We start from the raw sequence: 16,540 nt of genomic DNA, 5'->3' as shown, positions 1-16,540 counted from the left end.
ATAGTGTGAATTTTGTCAAGCACCTGGGGCAGGGGAAGGACGAGCAGGAGAAAAGATGTCGCTCTCGCCTTACGCACCGATCATCGGGCTGTTCGCCCTCGCCGCGGCGTTCTCGCTGTTCTCCGTGGCCGCCGCCCGCTTCGCCGGTCCCCGGCGCTACAACAAGGCCAAGCTCGAGGCGTACGAGTGTGGGATCGAGCCCAGCCCCCAGCCGGTGGGCGGCGGACGGTTCCCGATCAAGTTCTACCTGACGGCGATGCTCTTCATCGTCTTCGACATCGAGATCATCTTCCTCTACCCCTGGGCGGTCTCCTTCGACGCCCTGCCGATCTTCGGCTTCGTGGAGATGGTCCTGTTCATCGTCGCGGTCTTCGTCGCGTACGCCTATGTGTGGCGGCGCGGCGGCCTGGACTGGGACTGAGGGAGGAACGTCAGATGGGCATCGAGGAGAAACTCCCCGCCGGCGTCCTGCTCACCTCCGTGGAGAAGCTGGTCAACTGGTCGCGGAAGTCGTCCGTCTGGGGCGCCACCTTCGGCCTGGCCTGCTGCGCCATCGAGATGATGGCGGCCGGTGGCCCGCACTACGACATGGGCCGCTGGGGCATGGAGGTCTTCCGCGCCTCGCCGCGCCAGGCCGACCTGATGATCGTGGCCGGCCGGGTGAGCCAGAAGATGGCCCCGGTCCTGCGCCAGATCTACGACCAGATGGCCGAGCCCCGCTGGGTGCTCTCCATGGGCGTCTGCGCCAGCAGCGGCGGCATGTTCAACAACTACGCGATCGTCCAGGGCGTCGACCACGTCGTCCCGGTCGACATGTACCTGCCGGGCTGCCCGCCCCGCCCCGAGATGCTCATCGACGCGATCCTCAAGCTCCGCGAGAAGATCATGTACGAGCCGCTCGGCCCCAACGGCCGCAAGATGCAGGCGGCCCGCCTGGAGCGCGGTGACGTCCCCGTGGTGCCGTACGGCTCGATGCCGTCGTCGTACCGCAACGACAAGGCCCGCCGTGCCGAGTGGACGAAGGCCGTCCGCGAGGGCCGCGAGGAGCAGTTGCGGATCGAGAACTGGATGAACGCCCAGAACCACCTCCAGACCCAGGCTGGCCCCAAATGAGCAACGACAGGAAGAACGACGGCGGGGTGCCGGTGCCGGTCACCCCGGCCGGTGCGACCAGCGGCGCTCCCGCCGAGCTGCCGCCGTCCAGCCCCGCCGGGCGCGGCATGTTCGGCATGCAGGGCAGCGGCGACGTCTCCGGCTACGGCGGCCTGGTCCGCCACCGCACCCCGATCGAGGAGGCCCCCCGGCCGTACGGGGGCTACTTCGACGAGGTGCGCGACGCGCTGGAGGAGGCGTACCCGCAGTTCGGCGACGCGATCGAGAAGGTCGTCGTCGACCGGGGCGAGTTGACCCTGCACGTCCGCCCGGAGCGGATCGCCGAGGTCTGCCAGGTGATGCGGGACGACCTGGCGCTGCGCTTCGAGCTGTGCTCCTCGGTGTCCGGGGTGGACTACCTCGGTGCCGACGAGCGCCGGCTGCACGTCGTCTACCTGCTCACCTCGATGACCTACCGGCGTCGGGTCCGGCTGGAGGCGGCCGTCTCCGCCGAGAACCCGCACCTGCCCAGCGTCACCGCCGTCTACCCGACGGCCGACTGGCAGGAGCGCGAGGCGTACGACATGTTCGGCGTCGTCTTCGACGGCCACCCCAACCTGACCCGGATCCTGATGCCGGACGACTGGGAGGGCCATCCGCAGCGCAAGGACTACCCGCTCGGCGGCGTCCCCGTCGAGTACAAGGGCGCGGAGATCCCGCCGCCGGACCGCCGGAGGTCGTACCAGTGACCACGTCCAACTACGCGACCGAGCGGGAGACCACCGAGGGCCGGGTCTTCACCGTCACCGGTGGAGACTGGGACCAGGTCGTCTCCGGCACCGACCCGATCAACGACGAGCGGATCGTCGTGAACATGGGTCCGCAGCACCCGTCGACGCACGGCGTGCTGCGGCTGATCCTGGAGCTGGAGGGCGAGACGGTCCGCGAGGCCCGGTCGGTCGTCGGCTACCTGCACACCGGCATCGAGAAGAACATCGAGTACCGCAACTGGGTGCAGGGTTCGACCTTCGTGACCCGGATGGACTACCTCGCCCCGATCTTCAACGAGACGGCGTACAGCCTCGCGGTGGAGAAGCTGCTCGGCATCACCGACGACATCACCGAGCGGGCCACCACGATCCGGGTCCTGATGATGGAGCTGAACCGGATCTCCTCGCACCTGGTCTGGCTGGCCACCACCGGCATGGAGCTGGGCGCGATCTCGATCATGCTGTACGGCTTCCGCGAGCGGGAGTACATCCTCGACATCTTCGAGACCATCACCGGCCTGCGGATGAACCACGCGTACGTCCGGCCGGGCGGGGTGGCCCAGGACGTCCCGGACGCCGCGATCGTCAAGATCCGCGAGTTCCTCAAGATGATGCCGAAGAAGCTCAAGGAGTACGAGGACCTCCTCTCCGGCCAGCCGATCTGGACCGAACGCACCCAGGGCGTCGCGGTGCTCGACGTGACCGCCTGTGTCGCGCTCGGTGTCACCGGCCCGGTGCTGCGCTCTGCCGGCCTCGCCTGGGACCTGCGCAAGACCATGCCCTACTGCGGCTACGAGAACTACGAGTTCGACGTGCCGACCCACCCGGACGGCGACGTCTGGGGCCGTTACCTGGTCCGGCTGGCCGAGATCCGGGAGTCGCTCAAGCTGGTCGAGCAGGCGCTGGACCGGTTGCGGCCGGGCCCGGTGATGGTGGCCGACCGCAAGATCGCCTGGCCGGCACAGCTCGCCATCGGCGTGGACGGCATGGGCAACTCGCTGGAGCACGTCGCCAAGATCATGGGTCAGTCGATGGAGTCGCTGATCCACCACTTCAAGCTGGTCACCGAGGGCTTCCGGGTTCCGCCGGGCCAGGTGTACGTCGGCATCGAGGCGCCCCGGGGCGAGCTGGGGGTGCACGCGGTCTCCGACGGCGGCACCCGGCCGTACCGGGTGCACTACCGGGAGCCGAGCTTCGTCAACCTCCAGGCCCTTCCGGCCATGGCCGAGGGCGGCCTGATCGCCGACGTGATCGCCGGTGGCGCCTCGCTGGACCCCGTGATGGGTGGTTGTGACCGATGAGCGCGAGGAGTGCAGCGAAGCGGAGCCCCAGTCGCCCGCGCGAGGAGAGAGCGCAGCGAGCCCCGCAGTCGGGGGCCGAGGCATGCCCAGTCGCGAACGGGAGGCGACTCTGATGACGACGTTTACTGAAGAGACCCGGGTCCGGGCGCGGGAGATCATCGCCCGGTACCCGGCCGACCGGTCCCGCTCGGCGCTGCTGCCGCTGCTGCACCTGGTGCAGGCCGAGGAGGGCTACGTCTCGCCGGCCGGGGTGACGTTCTGCGCCGAGGTGCTGGGGCTGAACAAGGCCCAGGTCGGTGCGGTGGCCACCTTCTACACCATGTACAAGCGCCGGCCCACCGGTGACTACCTGGTCAGCGTCTGCACCAACACGATGTGCAACGTGCTCGGCGGCCAGGAGGTCTACGACACCCTGGTCGAGCACCTGGGCGTCGGGCACGACGAGACCACCGCCGACGGGAAGATCACCCTGGAGCACGCCGAGTGCCTGGCGGCGTGCGACTACGGCCCGGTGATGACCGTCAACTACGACTTCTTCGACGGCGTGGACCCGCAGGGCGCGGTCGGCGTGGTCGACGAGCTGCGCGCCGGGGGCCGGCCGATGCCGACCCGGGGTGCCCGGCTCTGCACGCTCAAGGAGATGGCCGTCCAGCTCGCCGGGTTCGCCGACGAGCGCGACGGCGCGGTCGCCGACGGCGGGCCGGGTGCGGCCACCCTGCGCGGCCTGCGCCTGGCCGAGCAGCATGGCATCACCGCACCGACGTACGACCCGAAGACCCCGATCCGCAGCAAGGCCGAGGCCGACCGGGCCGCCGCCGAGGCCAAGGCGAAGGCCGAGGCCGACAAGGCCGCCCCGGCGGCGAAGCCGGAGCAGGTCACCGGCAGCACCGCGCCGGACGTGAAGGCACCCGACGACAAGTCGCCGCAGGTGCGTACCGCCGAGACCCGGCAGCCCGACGCGGCGACCGCCGCGCCGGACGCCCCCGGCACCAAGGTCCCGACCGACGGCGCACCGCCGGCGTCCCGCGACGCGCAGGCGGCGCAGGCGGCCGGGGTGGCCGCGAACCCACCCGCCGGTGACGGCAAGCCCGCCGGCGACGAGGCCGGGGCGCAGCAGCGCAACCTCAAGGAAGCCGAGGCGGAGACGGACGCTGCCGGCGCGGGCTCCGCCGCCGCGAGTGAGACGGGGGTCCAGAAGTGACCGCTCCCCGGCCGGAGACCCTGGCCAAGCTGACCCCGGTGCTGACCCGGCGCTGGATCTCCCCGGACGCCTGGCGGATCGGCGGCTACGAGAAGCTCGACGGCTACGCCGCGCTGCGCAAGGCCCTCAAGGCCCACCCGGACGACCTGATCCAGCTGATCAAGGACTCCGGGCTGCGCGGCCGGGGTGGCGCGGGCTTCCCCACCGGCCTGAAGTGGGGCTTCATCCCGCAGAACGACGGCAAGCCGCACTACCTGGTGGTCAACGCCGACGAGGGCGAGCCGGGCACCTGCAAGGACCTGCCGCTGATGACCCACGACCCGCACTCGCTGGTCGAGGGGGTCATCATCGCCTCGTACGCGATCCGGGCCAGCCGGGCCTACATCTACATCCGGGGCGAGGCGGTGCACGCCGCCCGCCGGCTGCGCAACGCGGTGGCCGAGGCGCAGGCCAAGGGCTACCTCGGCCGCAACATCCTGGGCACCGGGTTCGACCTGGAGCTGGTGGTGCACTCGGGTGCCGGGGCGTACATCTGCGGCGAGGAGACGGCGCTGCTCGACTCGCTGGAGGGGTTCCGGGGTCAGCCCCGGCTCCGGCCGCCGTTCCCGGCCACCCACGGCCTGTACGCCAGCCCGACGGTGGTCAACAATGTCGGCACCATCGCCAGCGTGCCGTACATCGTGCTGGGCGGTGCGGACTGGTGGAAGTCGATGGGCACCGAGAAGTCCTCCGGGCCGATGATCTACTCGCTCTCCGGCCGGATCGTCAACCCCGGCCAGTTCGAGTGCGGCCTGGGCGTCACCCTGCGCGAGCTGATCGAGCTGGCCGGCGGCATGCAGCCCGGTCACCAGCTCAGGTTCTGGACGCCGGGGGGATCGTCGACCCCGCTGCTCACCGCCGAGCACCTGGACGTGCCGCTGGACTTCGAGGGGGTGGCGGCGGCCGGCTCGATCCTGGGCACCACGGCCACCCAGATCTTCTCCGACCAGGACTGCCCGGTCTACGCGACCTACCGGTGGCTGGAGTTCTACCACCACGAGTCGTGCGGCAAGTGCACCCCGTGCCGGGAGGGCAACTACTGGATGGTCCGGGTCTACCGGCGCATCCTCGCCGGCCAGGGCACCCACGAGGACCTGGACACCCTGCTCGACACCTGCGACAACATCCTCGGCCGCTCGTTCTGCGGTCTGGGTGACGGTGCGACCAGCTCGGTGACCTCGTCGTTGCAGTACTTCAAGCAGGACTACCTCGACTACATCGAGGGGCGTACCGCGCCGAAGCTCTCCGACAAGTCTCTGGTTGGAGCCCACTGATGAGCGCGAGGAACGAGCTTGCGAGTCCCGCAGTCGCGAAGGGAAGGCGACTCTGATGACTGACGTAGCCAAGCAGACCGAGACCGTGACGCTCACCATCGACGGTGTCGAGGTCACCGCCCCCAAGGGGGCGCTGCTGATCCGGGTCGCCGAGCAGCTGGGCACCGAGATCCCCCGGTTCTGTGACCACCCGCTGCTGGCCCCGGCCGGCGCCTGCCGGCAGTGTCTGGTCGAGGTGGAGGGCCAGCGTAAGCCGGTCGCCTCCTGCACCCAGACCGTCGCCGAGGGCATGGTGGTCCGCACCCAGCTCAGCTCCCCGGTCGCCAAGAAGGCGCAGGAGGGGGTGATGGAGCTGCTGCTGGTCAACCACCCGCTGGACTGCCCGATGTGTGACAAGGGTGGTGAGTGCCCGCTGCAGAACCAGGCGATGTCCACCGGCCGCACCGACTCCCGCTTCCACGAGCACAAGCGGGAGTACGTCAAGCCGATGGAGATCAGCACCCAGGTGCTGCTGGACCGGGAGCGCTGCGTGCTCTGCCAGCGCTGCACCCGGTTCTCCGAGGAGATCGCCGGCGACAAGTTCATCGACCTGATGGGCCGGTCGTCCGCCGAGGAGATCAACATCTACCGGGACGACGCGTACGGCGCCGAGGGCGACTCCGGCGACGTCCCGTTCAACTCGTACTTCTCCGGCAACACCGTGCAGATCTGCCCGGTCGGGGCGCTCACCGGGGCGCAGTACCGGTTCCGGGCCCGCCCGTTCGACCTGGTCTCCAGCCCGAGCGTCTGCGAGCACTGCTCGGCCGGCTGCGCGCAGCGCACCGACTGGCGGCGGGGCAAGGTGCTGCGCCGGCTCGCCGGGGACGACCCGCAGGTCAACGAGGAGTGGAACTGCGACAAGGGGCGGTGGGGCTTCCAGTACACCCGCGCCTTCGACCGGCTCACCACCCCGCTGGTCCGCGACGAGAAGTCCGGTGAACTGCGGGAGGCGTCCTGGAGCGAGGCGCTGACCCGGGCCGCCGACGGGCTGCGGGCCGCCCGCGACGAGGGACGCGGCACGGCGGTGCTGACCGGCGGCCGGCTGACCGTCGAGGACGCCTACGCGTACGCGAAGTTCGCCCGGGTCGCCCTGAACACCAACGACATCGACTTCCGGGCCCGGCCGGTCTCCCGCGAGGAGTCCGACTTCCTGGCCAGCACCGTCGCCGGGGTCACCGACGTGACGTACGCCGACGTGGAGAAGGCGTCCACGGTGGTGCTGGTCGGCCTGGAGCCGGAGGAGGAGTGCCCGATCCTCTTCCTGCGGCTGCGCAAGGCGTACCTGAAGAAGAAGCTGACGGTCTACGCGATCGCCCCCTTCGCCACCCGGGGCCTGGAGAAGCTCGGGGCCAAGCTGGCCCGGGTGGTGCCGGGCGAGGAGGCGAGCGTGCTCGCCGAGCACGACACGGTGGCCGAGGCGCTGAGCGCCGAGGGCGCGATCCTGTTCGTGGGCGAGCGGCTGGCCGGCGTGCCCGGTGGCCTCTCCGCGGCGGCGGACGTCGCCCGGCGTACCGGCGCGAAGCTGGCCTGGGTGCCGCGGCGCGCGGGCGACCGGGGTGCGGTCGACGCGGGCTGCCTGCCCAACCTGCTGCCCGGCGGGCGTCCGGTGACCGAGCCGTCGGCCCGCGCCGAGCTGGGCGAGGCGTGGGACATCCCGGCCGGGGTGATCCCCAGCCAGGCCGGTCGGGACACCGACCAGATCCTGGCCGCCGCCGCGAACGGTCAGCTCGGCGCGCTGGTGGTGGCCGGGGTGGACCCGGCCGACCTGGCCGACCCGAGGCTGGCCGAGCAGGCCCTCGACGCGGTGCCCTTCCTGGTCAGCCTGGAGCTGCGCCACTCGGCGGTGGCCCGCCGGGCGGACGTGGTGCTGCCGGTGGCCCCGGTGGTCGAGAAGGCCGGCAGCTTCCTGGACTGGGAGGGCCGGCTGCGCACCTTCGAGGCGGTGCTGCACACCGCCGCGATGACCGACGCCCGGGTGCTGGACGCGATCGCCGCGCAGCTCGACGTGCGGCTCGGCACCGGTGACGTGTCGGGCATCCGCCGGGAGCTGGGCGCGCTGCCGCCGACCCGGGCGGACCGGCCGGTCAGCCCGTCGGTCGCCCCGGGGGCGGTGCCCCAGCCGGGTGCCGGCGAGGCGGTGCTGGCGACCTGGCACCAGCTGGTCGACCTGGGCAGCCTCACCGACGGCGACGAGCACCTTGCCGGCACCGCCCGTCCGCCGGTGGTCCGGCTGGGCAAGGGCACCGCCGAGACGCTCGGGGTGGCCGACGGTGACCCGGTCACGGTGGGCACCGACCGCGGTGCGGTCACCCTGCCGGCGGCCATCACCGAGATGCCCGACGGCGTTGTCTGGCTGCCGACCAACTCGCCCGGTTCGACCGTCCGGCGCAGCCTCGGCACCGCGTCCGGCACGGTGGTACGGATCTCCGGAGGTGCACGGTGAACACCCTCCTGGCGCAGGACCCGACGCTGGCCGACTTCGGCCGGGATCCGTGGTGGCTGGTCCTCATCAAGATCGTCTTCGCGTTCGTCTTCGGCCTGCTCGCCACCCTGCTCGGCGTCTGGTTCGAGCGGCGGGTCGTCGGCTACATGCAGGTCCGGCCCGGCCCCAACCAGGTCGGCCCGTTCGGCCTGCTCCAGACCCTCGCCGACGGCCTCAAGATGGCCTTCAAGGAGGACATCCTCCCGAAGGCCGCCGACAAGGTGGTCTACTTCTTCGCCCCGGTCATCTCCGTGGTCTGCGCGGTCACCGCGCTGTCGGTGATCCCGTTCGGCCCGATGGTGAGCATCTTCGGCCACCGGACGCCGTTGCAGGTGACCGACGTGCCGGTGGCGGTGCTGGTGCTGCTGGCCTGCTCGTCGCTGGCGGTCTACGGCATCGTGCTCGGCGGCTGGGCCTCCGGCTCGACGTACCCGCTGCTCGGCGGCCTGCGCTCCAGCGCTCAGATGATCTCGTATGAGGTCGCGATGGGGCTGAGCATCGTCGCGGTGTTCATGACCGCCGGCACCATGTCGACCAGCGGGATCGTCGCGGCCCAGGGGGACGCCACCCGGCTCACCATCGCCGGCACCGAGATCCCGGCCCCCGGCTGGTACGCGATCCTGCTGCTGCCCAGCTTCATCATCTTCTTCATCGCCACCGTCGGGGAGACCAACCGGGCACCGTTCGACCTGCCCGAGGCGGAGTCGGAGCTGGTCGCCGGCTTCATGACCGAGTACAGCTCGCTGAAGTTCGCGCTCTTCATGCTCTCCGAGTACGTGGCCATGGTGACCATGTCCGCGGTCACCACGACGCTCTTCCTCGGCGGCTGGCGGGCACCCTGGCCGATCACGCTGTGGGCGGACGCCAACACCGGCTGGTGGCCGATGCTCTGGTTCTTCGGCAAGGTGCTGATGCTGGTCTTCGTCTTCGTCTGGCTCCGGGGCACTCTGCCCCGGCTGCGCTACGACCAGTTCATGCGCTTCGGCTGGAAGGTGCTGCTCCCGATCAACCTGGTCTGGATCCTCGTCCTGGCCGGGCTGCGTTCCATCGAGGACTGGCAGTCCCGGGACCGGCTGCTCGCCACCGCCATCGGCGCGGGCGTGCTGCTGCTGGCGACGCTGCTGTGGCCGAGCCGCAAGCCGGCCCCGAAGCCGACCCCGCAGGAACAGGCCGACAACCGGCCGTACGGCAGCTTCCCGCTGCCCCCGCTGGATCTACAGGTACCGCCGAGCCCGCGCACCAAGCGTGTGGTCGCCGAGCGGGAGCCGGCCAACATCGCCACCGGCTCCGACTCTCAGGAGGTGTGACGTGGGCGCGATCACCGGAACGTTCAAGGGCTTCGGTGTCACCTTCTCGCACATGTTCAGGAAGGTCGTCACCACCGACTACCCGTTCAAGCCGCCGGTCTCGGCGCCGCGCTACCACGGGCGGCACATCCTCAACCGGCACCCGGACGGCCTGGAGAAGTGCATCGGCTGCGAACTGTGCGCCTGGGCCTGCCCGGCGGACGCGATCTACGTCGAGGGTGGCGACAACACCGACGAGCAGCGCTTCTCGCCGGGTGAGCGGTACGCCAGCGTCTACCAGATCAACTACGCCCGGTGCATCTTCTGCGGGCTCTGCATCGAGGCCTGCCCGACCCGTTCGCTGACCATGAGCAACGAGTACGAGCTGGCCCGGGACAACCGGCAGGATCTGATCTTCACCAAGGAGCAGCTGCTCGCTCCGCTGCTCGAAGGTATGGAGCAGCCGCCGCACCCGATGCGGCTCGGTGACAGCGAGAAGGACTACTACGTCGGCGCGCTGACCAACCCGGGCACCTCGGCCGGTGCCGAGCAGTCGCCGATGGGCCCCGGTCGGTACCGGGTCGAGGAGCACCCCGGGGTGACCTTCCCGGGTGCCGAGCAGGCGGCCCAGCGGGCGGCGGGCAAGGGAGCCGGAGCATGAACACGTCCACGGTGCTCGCTGCGGCGGGCCAGGTGTCCGGGGGTGAGGAGGTCACCTTCTGGATCCTCGCCCCGCTGGCGCTGATCGGCGCGATCGGCATGGTGTGGGCGCGCAACGCGGTTCACTCGGCGCTGTTCCTGGTGCTCACCATGCTCTGCCTGGGCGTGTTCTACGTACTCCAGGCCGGGCCGTTCATCGGCATGGTGCAGATCATCGTCTACACCGGCGCGATCATGATGCTGTTCCTGTTCGTGCTGATGCTGGTCGGCCGGGACGCCTCCGACTCGTTGATCGAGACGCTGCGCGGCCAGCGGGTCGCCGCGGTGGTGCTCGGGCTCGGCTTCGCCGGGCTGGTCGGCACCGGCCTGTACCGGGCGCTGGACGGCGTCACGGCGGTCGGGCTGGAGCAGCCCAACGCGGAGGGCAACGTGCAGGGCATCGCCCGGCTGCTCTTCACCAAGTACGTCCTCGCCTTCGAGCTGACCTCCGCGCTGCTGATCACGGCGGCCATCGGCGCGATGGTGCTGGCGCACGTCGAGCGGCGCAAGGAAGACAAGATGGACCAGGTCGCCACCATGAAGGCCCGGTTCCGCCCCGGCAACTACCCCGGCCCGAAGCCCGGCCCGGGTGTCTTCGCCACCTCCTCCTCGGTGGCCACCCCGGCCCGGCTGCCCGACGGCCGGCTGACCGACCGCAGCACCCCGGCGATCCTGCCGCAGCGCGAGCTGACCGCCGAGGAAACCACCCTGAAGGGGACGGAACGGTGAGCGCGAGGAGTGCAGCGAAGCGGAGCCCCGCAGTCGCAAACGAAAGGTCGGTCCGGTGACCCCCGACTACTACCTGATCCTGGCGGCGGTGCTGTTCACCGTCGGCGCGGTCGGCGTGCTGGTGCGGCGCAACGCGATCGTGCTGTTCATGTGCGTCGAGCTGATGCTCAACGCGGCCAACCTGACGCTGGTCACCTTCAGCCGGATCAACGGTGACCTCAACGGACAGATCATGGCGTTCTTCGTGATGGTGGTGGCGGCGGCCGAGGTCGTGGTCGGGCTCGCGATCATCATGTCGATCTTCCGGACCCGGCGCTCCGCGAGCGTCGACGACGCCAACCTGCTGAAGTACTAAAGGGGCCCTGCGGTGGATGAGATTCTGACGTACGCCCAGGCAGAGCCGGCGGGCGCCGTCACCTACGCGGCGGCGGACGGCCTGCTGAGCAGCGTCTGGCTGCTGGTGGCGATCCCGCTGGCCAGCGCGGCGATCCTGCTGCTGCTCGGCCGGCGGGCCGACCGCTGGGGGCACTGGCTGGGCGTGGCCGCGATCGGTGCCGCGTTCGTGCTGGGGCTCACCTCGTTCTTCCAGCTGCGCGGACTGGAGAACAAGTCCGTCGAGCTGAGCCTCTGGGACTTCATCACGGTCGGCGACCTGCGGGTGGACTTCGGTCTGCTCTTCGACCCGCTGGCCGCGGTCTTCGTCCTGCTGATCACCGGGGTGGGTTTCCTGATCCACCTCTACGCGGTCGAGTACATGGCGCACGACGAGGGCCGGCGACGGTTCTTCGCGTACTTCAACCTGTTCGTCGCCGCGATGCTGCTGCTGGTGCTCGGCAACAACTACGTGATGCTCTACTTCGGCTGGGAGGGCGTCGGTCTGGCGTCGTACCTGCTGATCTCCTTCTGGTACGGGCGGCCGAGCGCGGCCACCGCCGGCAAGAAGGCGTTCCTGATGAACCGGGTCGGCGACGCCGGCCTGGCGATCGGCATCTTCATCCTGTTCGCCACCCTCGGCACCACCCAGTACGACGAGGTCTTCTCCTCCGTCGGCGGACTGGCCAGCGGCACGGTGCTGGTGCTGGGCCTGCTGCTGCTGCTCGGGGCGGCCGGCAAGTCCGGTCAGTTCCCGCTCCAGGCGTGGCTGCCGGACGCGATGGAGGGCCCGACCCCGGTGTCGGCGCTGATCCACGCGGCCACCATGGTCACCGCGGGCGTCTACCTGATCGCCCGGTCCAACCCGATCTTCTCGGCCAACGAGACCCTCCAGCTCGTGGTGGTCAGCGTCGGCGCGCTGACCCTGCTGATGGGCTGCGTCATCGGCGCGGCCAAGGACGACATCAAGCGGGTGCTGGCCTGGTCGACGGTCAGCCAGATCGGCTACATGTTCCTCGGTGTCGGCCTCGGCGGCGCGGCGTACGCGCTGGCCATCGTGCACCTGCTGGCGCACGGCTTCTTCAAGGCCAACATGTTCCTCGGCGCCGGCTCGGTCATGCACGGCATGAACGACCAGGTGGACATCCGCCGCTTCGGCGGGCTGTCGAAGTACATGAAGATCACCTGGATCACCTTCATGATGGGCTGGCTCGCCATCATCGGCATGTTCCCGTTCTCCGGCTTCTTCTCGAAGGAGCCGATCATCGTGGCCGCGTTCGAGCGGGAGGGCTGGACGGCCTGGCTGTTCGGCGGGGCGGCGCTGCTCGGCGCGGGGCTGACCGCGTTCTACATGACCCGGCTGTTCGTGCTGACCTTCCACGGCCCGAAGCGGTGGACCGAGGACATCGAGCACCCGCACGAGTCGCCGAAGCTGATGACCATCCCGCTGATCCTGCTGGCGATCGGCTCGGTCGGCGCGGGTTTCCTGCTCGCCACCTCGGTGCCGGACTGGCTGACCGCCACCGCCGGGCTGGGCGGCGAGCACGCCGAGCACGCGGCGGTGCTGCCGCACTGGCTGCTGACCGCGCTGTCGCTGGTGGTGACGGTGCTCGGTGCCGGGTTGGCCTGGGCGCTGTTCCGCAACGGCACCGCCGTCGCGCCGCAGCCGGCCGGGGTGCTGGTCACCGCCGCCCGGCGCAACCTCTACACGGACGCCTTCAACGAGGTGGTCTTCGAGAAGCCGGGCATCTTCCTCACCCGGGCGCTGGTCTTCCTGGACAACCGGGGCGTCGACGGCCTGGTCAACGGCCTGGCCGCCGGGGTCGGCGGCGGGTCGGGTCGGCTCCGGCGCTGGCAGACCGGCTTCGTCCGGTCGTACGCGACCTCGATCCTGACCGGCGCGCTGCTCGTGGTGGCGGCGTTCCTGGCGGTGCAGGCGGGGTGGCTGGCGTGATCGACCTCAAGGCGACCGCCCCCGCCGGCGGACCCCGCATCCACGACGGAGGTAAGGCCGCATAATGTCCAACTTCCCGTTCCTCTCGGTGCTGACCGTGGCACCGCTGGTCGGCGCCCTGGTCGTGGCCTTCCTGCCGCGTCGCCGGCCCGACCTGGCCAAGCAGGTGGCGTTCGGCTGGTCGCTGCTGGTGCTGGCGCTCTCGGTGGTGATGTGGGTCACCTTCCAGGCGGACGGTGACCGGCTCCAGTTCCGCGAGTCGTACCCATGGATCCCCACCTGGGACGTCAACTTCACCTTCGCCGTCGACGGCATCGCGCTGGTCATGCTGATGCTGATCGCGGTGCTGGTGCCGCTGGTGATCCTGGCGTCCTGGCACGACGCCGACGCGTCGAAGCGCTCGGTGCCGGCCTACTTCGCCCTGCTGCTCGTCCTCGAATCCACGATGATCGGCGTCTTCGCCGCCGCCGACGTCTTCCTGTTCTACGTGTTCTTCGAGGTCATGCTGGTGCCGATGTACTTCCTGATCGGCAGCTACGGCGGCCACCAGCGGCAGTACGCGGCGGTGAAGTTCTTCCTGTACTCGCTGGTCGGCGGCCTGTTCATGCTGGCCGCGGTGATCGGCCTGTGGGTGGTCGGCGGCAAGACCTTCGACTGGCAGGCGCTCACCCAGGTGGACATCTCCACCGGCACCGAGCGCTGGCTGTTCCTCGGCTTCTTCCTCGCCTTCGCGATCAAGGCACCGTTCTTCCCGTTCCACACCTGGCTGCCGGACGCCGGTCGGGCCGCCCCGGCGGGTGCCGCCGCGCTGCTGGTCGGCGTGCTGGACAAGGTCGGCACGTTCGGCATCCTGCGGTACTGCCTGCCGCTGTTCCCGGAGGCGTCGAAGTGGTTCGCGCCGTGGGCGCTGGCGCTGGGCCTGATCGGCATCCTCTACGCCGCGTTGCTCGCCGTCGGCCAGTCCGACCTGAAGCGGCTGGTGTCGTACACCTCGATCGCGCACTTCGGGTTCATCGGGGTCGGCATCTTCGCCTTCACCACCCAGGCGGGCACCGGCGCGGTGCTCTACATGCTCAACCACGGGCTCGCCACCGGCCTGCTCTTCCTGGTGGTCGGGATGCTCATCGCCCGCCGGGGCTCGTCGCTGATCTCCGACTTCGGCGGGGCGGGCAAGCTGGTCCCGCTGCTGGCCGGGGTGCTCTTCTTCGCGGGTCTCGCCTCGCTGGCGCTGCCCGGCACCGCGCCGTTCGTCTCCGAGTTCCTGGTGCTGATCGGCACCTTCACGGTGAACAAGCCGGTCGCGGTGATCGCCACCCTGGGCATCATCCTGGCGGCGGCGTACGTGCTGTGGATGGTGCAGCGCACCACCCAGGGCACGCTCAACCCGGAGCTGACCGAGGTCAAGGCGATGCACCGCGATCTCACCCTGCGCGAGAAGGTCGTGGTCGCCCCGCTGATCGCCCTGATCGTGCTGCTCGGCTTCTACCCCAAGCCGGTCACCGATGTGATCAACCCCGCCGTCCAGGCCACCATGCAGGACGTCGGCAAGACCGATCCCGCCCCCGAGGTCGGCAGCGTCCAGGAGGCTGCGCAGTGAGCGCGGGGAGCGGACGAGCGCAGCGAGTGAGCCCCGCAGTCGCGAACGAAAGGCGGCATCCGCAGTGACCGAACTCAAGTTGCCGTCGATCGACTACCCGGCGATCGCCCCGATCCTGATCATGCTGGGGGTGGCCCTGCTGGGCGTCCTGGTGGAGGCGTTCGTGCCGCGCCGCCGCCGGCACCTGGTGCAGCTCACGCTCTCCCTGCTGGCGGTGCTCGCCGCGCTGGTGATGGTGGTGCTCAACGCCGACGCCCGGCTGGTCACGGCGGGCGGGGCGCTGGCGGTGGACGGTCCCACCCTGTTCCTCCAGGGCACCATCCTGGTGCTCGCCGCGATGTCGCTGCTGCTGATCGGCGAGCGGTCGGTCGAGCGGGGCGGCGCGTTCGTCGCCCAGGCGGCGGTGACCGCCGAGTCGGCCGACGACCGCAAGCAGGCCGAGGGGCGCAACGGGGCCACCGAGGTCTACCCGCTGACCAGCTTCGCGATCGGCGGCATGCTGATCTTCGTGGCGGCGAACGACCTGCTGACCATGTTCATCGCGCTGGAGGTCTTCTCCCTGCCGCTCTACCTGCTCTGCGCGCTGGCCCGTCGCCGGCGGCTGCTGAGCCAGGAGGCGGCGATGAAGTACTTCCTGCTCGGCGCGTACGCCTCGGCGTTCTTCCTGTTCGGGGTGGCTCTGGTCTACGGCTTCACCGCCGGCATCCCGGGCCGCTCGGCCGGGGTCGACTTCGCCACCGTGCACGTCGCGGTGAGCGAGTCCCCCTCCAGCGAGGTGCTGCTCTTCGCCGGGATGGCGCTGATCGCGATCGGTCTGCTCTTCAAGGCCGCCGCCGCGCCGTTCCACGTCTGGACCCCGGACGTCTACCAGGGCGCACCCACCCCGGTCACCGGCCTCATGGCGGCCTGCACGAAGGTGGCCGCGTTCGGTGCCCTGCTGCGGGTCTTCCACGTGGCGTTCGACCAGGCCGCCTGGGACTTCACCCCGGTGCTCGGGGTGGTGGCGGTGCTCACCATGCTGGTCGGCGCGGTGCTGGCGGTCACCCAGACCGACATCAAGCGGCTGCTGGCGTACTCGTCGATCGCCAACGCCGGTTACCTCCTGGTCGGGGTGCTCGCCCCGACCGGTGCGGGCGTCTCCGGCACGATGTTCTACCTGGCCACCTACGGCTTCTCGGTGCTCGCCGCGTTCGCCGTGGTGACCCTGGTCCGGGACGCCGACGGCGAGGCCACCCACCTGTCCCGCTGGGCCGGGCTGGGCCGCCGTTCGCCGTTCTACGCCGGGGTCTTCACCTTCATCCTGCTGGCCTTCGCCGGTATCCCGCTGACCAGCGGCTTCATGAGCAAGTTCGCGGTCTTCGGCCCGGCGCTGGAGAGCGGGCACGCCTGGCTGGTGGTGGCCGGTGTGCTGACCAGCATGGTGCTGGCCTTCCCGTACCTGCGGGTGGTGGTGATGATGTGGCTCTCCGAGCCGGGCGAGTCGACCCCGACCGTCGCGGTGCCCGGTGGGCTGACCGCCACCGCGCTGATGATCGGGGTGGCTGCCACGCTGATCTTCGGCGTGCTGCCGGCACCCCTGCTCGACCTGGCGACGGATGCCGCGGCCTTCGTCAGGTGACCTTTCCGCCCGGATCGTGGGGCCGGTGCGCTGGAGCGCGCCGGCCCCACGGCCGTATCCCCCGTCCGGAGCAGGTCGAACGGGTGT

At 70.3% G+C, this 16,540-nt stretch carries 14 protein-coding genes; all 14 read left to right on the top strand.

Annotation, left to right across the window (positions count from 1 at the left end; genetic code table 11):
- Nucleotides 1–55: 55 nt before the first annotated feature.
- Nucleotides 56–421: an NADH-quinone oxidoreductase subunit A gene (locus tag GA0070623_RS16510; protein ID WP_067300536.1), complete on the top strand. Its 366-nt coding sequence runs from the start codon at nucleotides 56–58 to the stop codon at nucleotides 419–421.
- Between the two features lie 14 nt (nucleotides 422–435).
- Nucleotides 436–1,113: a NuoB/complex I 20 kDa subunit family protein gene (locus tag GA0070623_RS16505; protein WP_067300532.1), complete on the top strand. Its 678-nt coding sequence runs from the start codon at nucleotides 436–438 to the stop codon at nucleotides 1,111–1,113.
- Entirely contained in the window at nucleotides 1,110–1,841 is a 732-nt protein-coding gene (locus tag GA0070623_RS16500) for an NADH-quinone oxidoreductase subunit C (protein WP_067300529.1), read from the top strand. Before GA0070623_RS16505 ends, GA0070623_RS16500 begins: the two co-directional genes overlap by 4 nt.
- Nucleotides 1,838–3,163 (top strand): NADH-quinone oxidoreductase subunit D, encoded by a 1,326-nt coding sequence (locus GA0070623_RS16495; protein WP_067300526.1) that lies wholly within the window; start codon nucleotides 1,838–1,840, stop codon nucleotides 3,161–3,163. The genes GA0070623_RS16500 and GA0070623_RS16495 overlap by 4 nt, the downstream gene beginning before the upstream one ends.
- Before the next feature lie 112 nt (nucleotides 3,164–3,275).
- Nucleotides 3,276–4,364 (top strand): NADH-quinone oxidoreductase subunit NuoE, encoded by a 1,089-nt coding sequence (gene nuoE / locus GA0070623_RS16490; RefSeq protein ID WP_067300522.1) that lies wholly within the window; start codon nucleotides 3,276–3,278, stop codon nucleotides 4,362–4,364.
- The gene (nuoF, locus tag GA0070623_RS16485; RefSeq protein WP_067300519.1) at nucleotides 4,361–5,677 is read left to right on the top strand and encodes an NADH-quinone oxidoreductase subunit NuoF; all 1,317 of its coding nucleotides are present in this window, start codon (nucleotides 4,361–4,363) and stop codon (nucleotides 5,675–5,677) included. Before nuoE ends, nuoF begins: the two co-directional genes overlap by 4 nt.
- Nucleotides 5,678–5,732: 55 nt before the next feature.
- Complete coding sequence (locus tag GA0070623_RS16480) at nucleotides 5,733–8,159, top strand: NADH-quinone oxidoreductase subunit G (protein WP_067300515.1); 2,427 nt, start codon at nucleotides 5,733–5,735, stop codon at nucleotides 8,157–8,159.
- The gene (nuoH, locus tag GA0070623_RS16475; RefSeq protein WP_067300512.1) at nucleotides 8,156–9,505 is read left to right on the top strand and encodes an NADH-quinone oxidoreductase subunit NuoH; all 1,350 of its coding nucleotides are present in this window, start codon (nucleotides 8,156–8,158) and stop codon (nucleotides 9,503–9,505) included. The genes GA0070623_RS16480 and nuoH overlap by 4 nt, the downstream gene beginning before the upstream one ends.
- A 1-nt stretch (nucleotide 9,506) precedes the next feature.
- Complete coding sequence (gene nuoI / locus GA0070623_RS16470) at nucleotides 9,507–10,145, top strand: NADH-quinone oxidoreductase subunit NuoI (protein WP_067300509.1); 639 nt, start codon at nucleotides 9,507–9,509, stop codon at nucleotides 10,143–10,145.
- Nucleotides 10,142–10,912, top strand: coding sequence for an NADH-quinone oxidoreductase subunit J (locus tag GA0070623_RS16465; RefSeq protein ID WP_067300506.1), 771 nt, complete (start codon nucleotides 10,142–10,144; stop codon nucleotides 10,910–10,912). The genes nuoI and GA0070623_RS16465 overlap by 4 nt, the downstream gene beginning before the upstream one ends.
- Before the next feature lie 55 nt (nucleotides 10,913–10,967).
- Nucleotides 10,968–11,267: an NADH-quinone oxidoreductase subunit NuoK gene (nuoK, locus tag GA0070623_RS16460; protein WP_067300503.1), complete on the top strand. Its 300-nt coding sequence runs from the start codon at nucleotides 10,968–10,970 to the stop codon at nucleotides 11,265–11,267.
- 12 nt (nucleotides 11,268–11,279) lie between these two features.
- Nucleotides 11,280–13,238, top strand: a complete 1,959-nt coding sequence (nuoL, locus tag GA0070623_RS16455; RefSeq protein ID WP_067300499.1) for an NADH-quinone oxidoreductase subunit L — start codon at nucleotides 11,280–11,282, stop codon at nucleotides 13,236–13,238.
- A gap of 64 nt (nucleotides 13,239–13,302) precedes the next feature.
- A complete protein-coding gene (locus tag GA0070623_RS16450; protein WP_067300495.1) occupies nucleotides 13,303–14,835 on the top strand; it encodes an NADH-quinone oxidoreductase subunit M in 1,533 nt (510 codons plus the stop codon).
- Nucleotides 14,836–14,899: 64 nt separating this feature from the next.
- Nucleotides 14,900–16,453 (top strand): NADH-quinone oxidoreductase subunit NuoN, encoded by a 1,554-nt coding sequence (nuoN, locus tag GA0070623_RS16445; RefSeq protein WP_067300492.1) that lies wholly within the window; start codon nucleotides 14,900–14,902, stop codon nucleotides 16,451–16,453.
- Nucleotides 16,454–16,540: the final 87 nt, after the last annotated feature.

The sequence above is a fragment of the Micromonospora rifamycinica genome (genome assembly GCF_900090265.1).
In the GTDB taxonomy this organism is placed as follows: domain Bacteria; phylum Actinomycetota; class Actinomycetes; order Mycobacteriales; family Micromonosporaceae; genus Micromonospora; species Micromonospora rifamycinica.
This window is presented reverse-complemented; position numbering and strand designations above follow the sequence as displayed.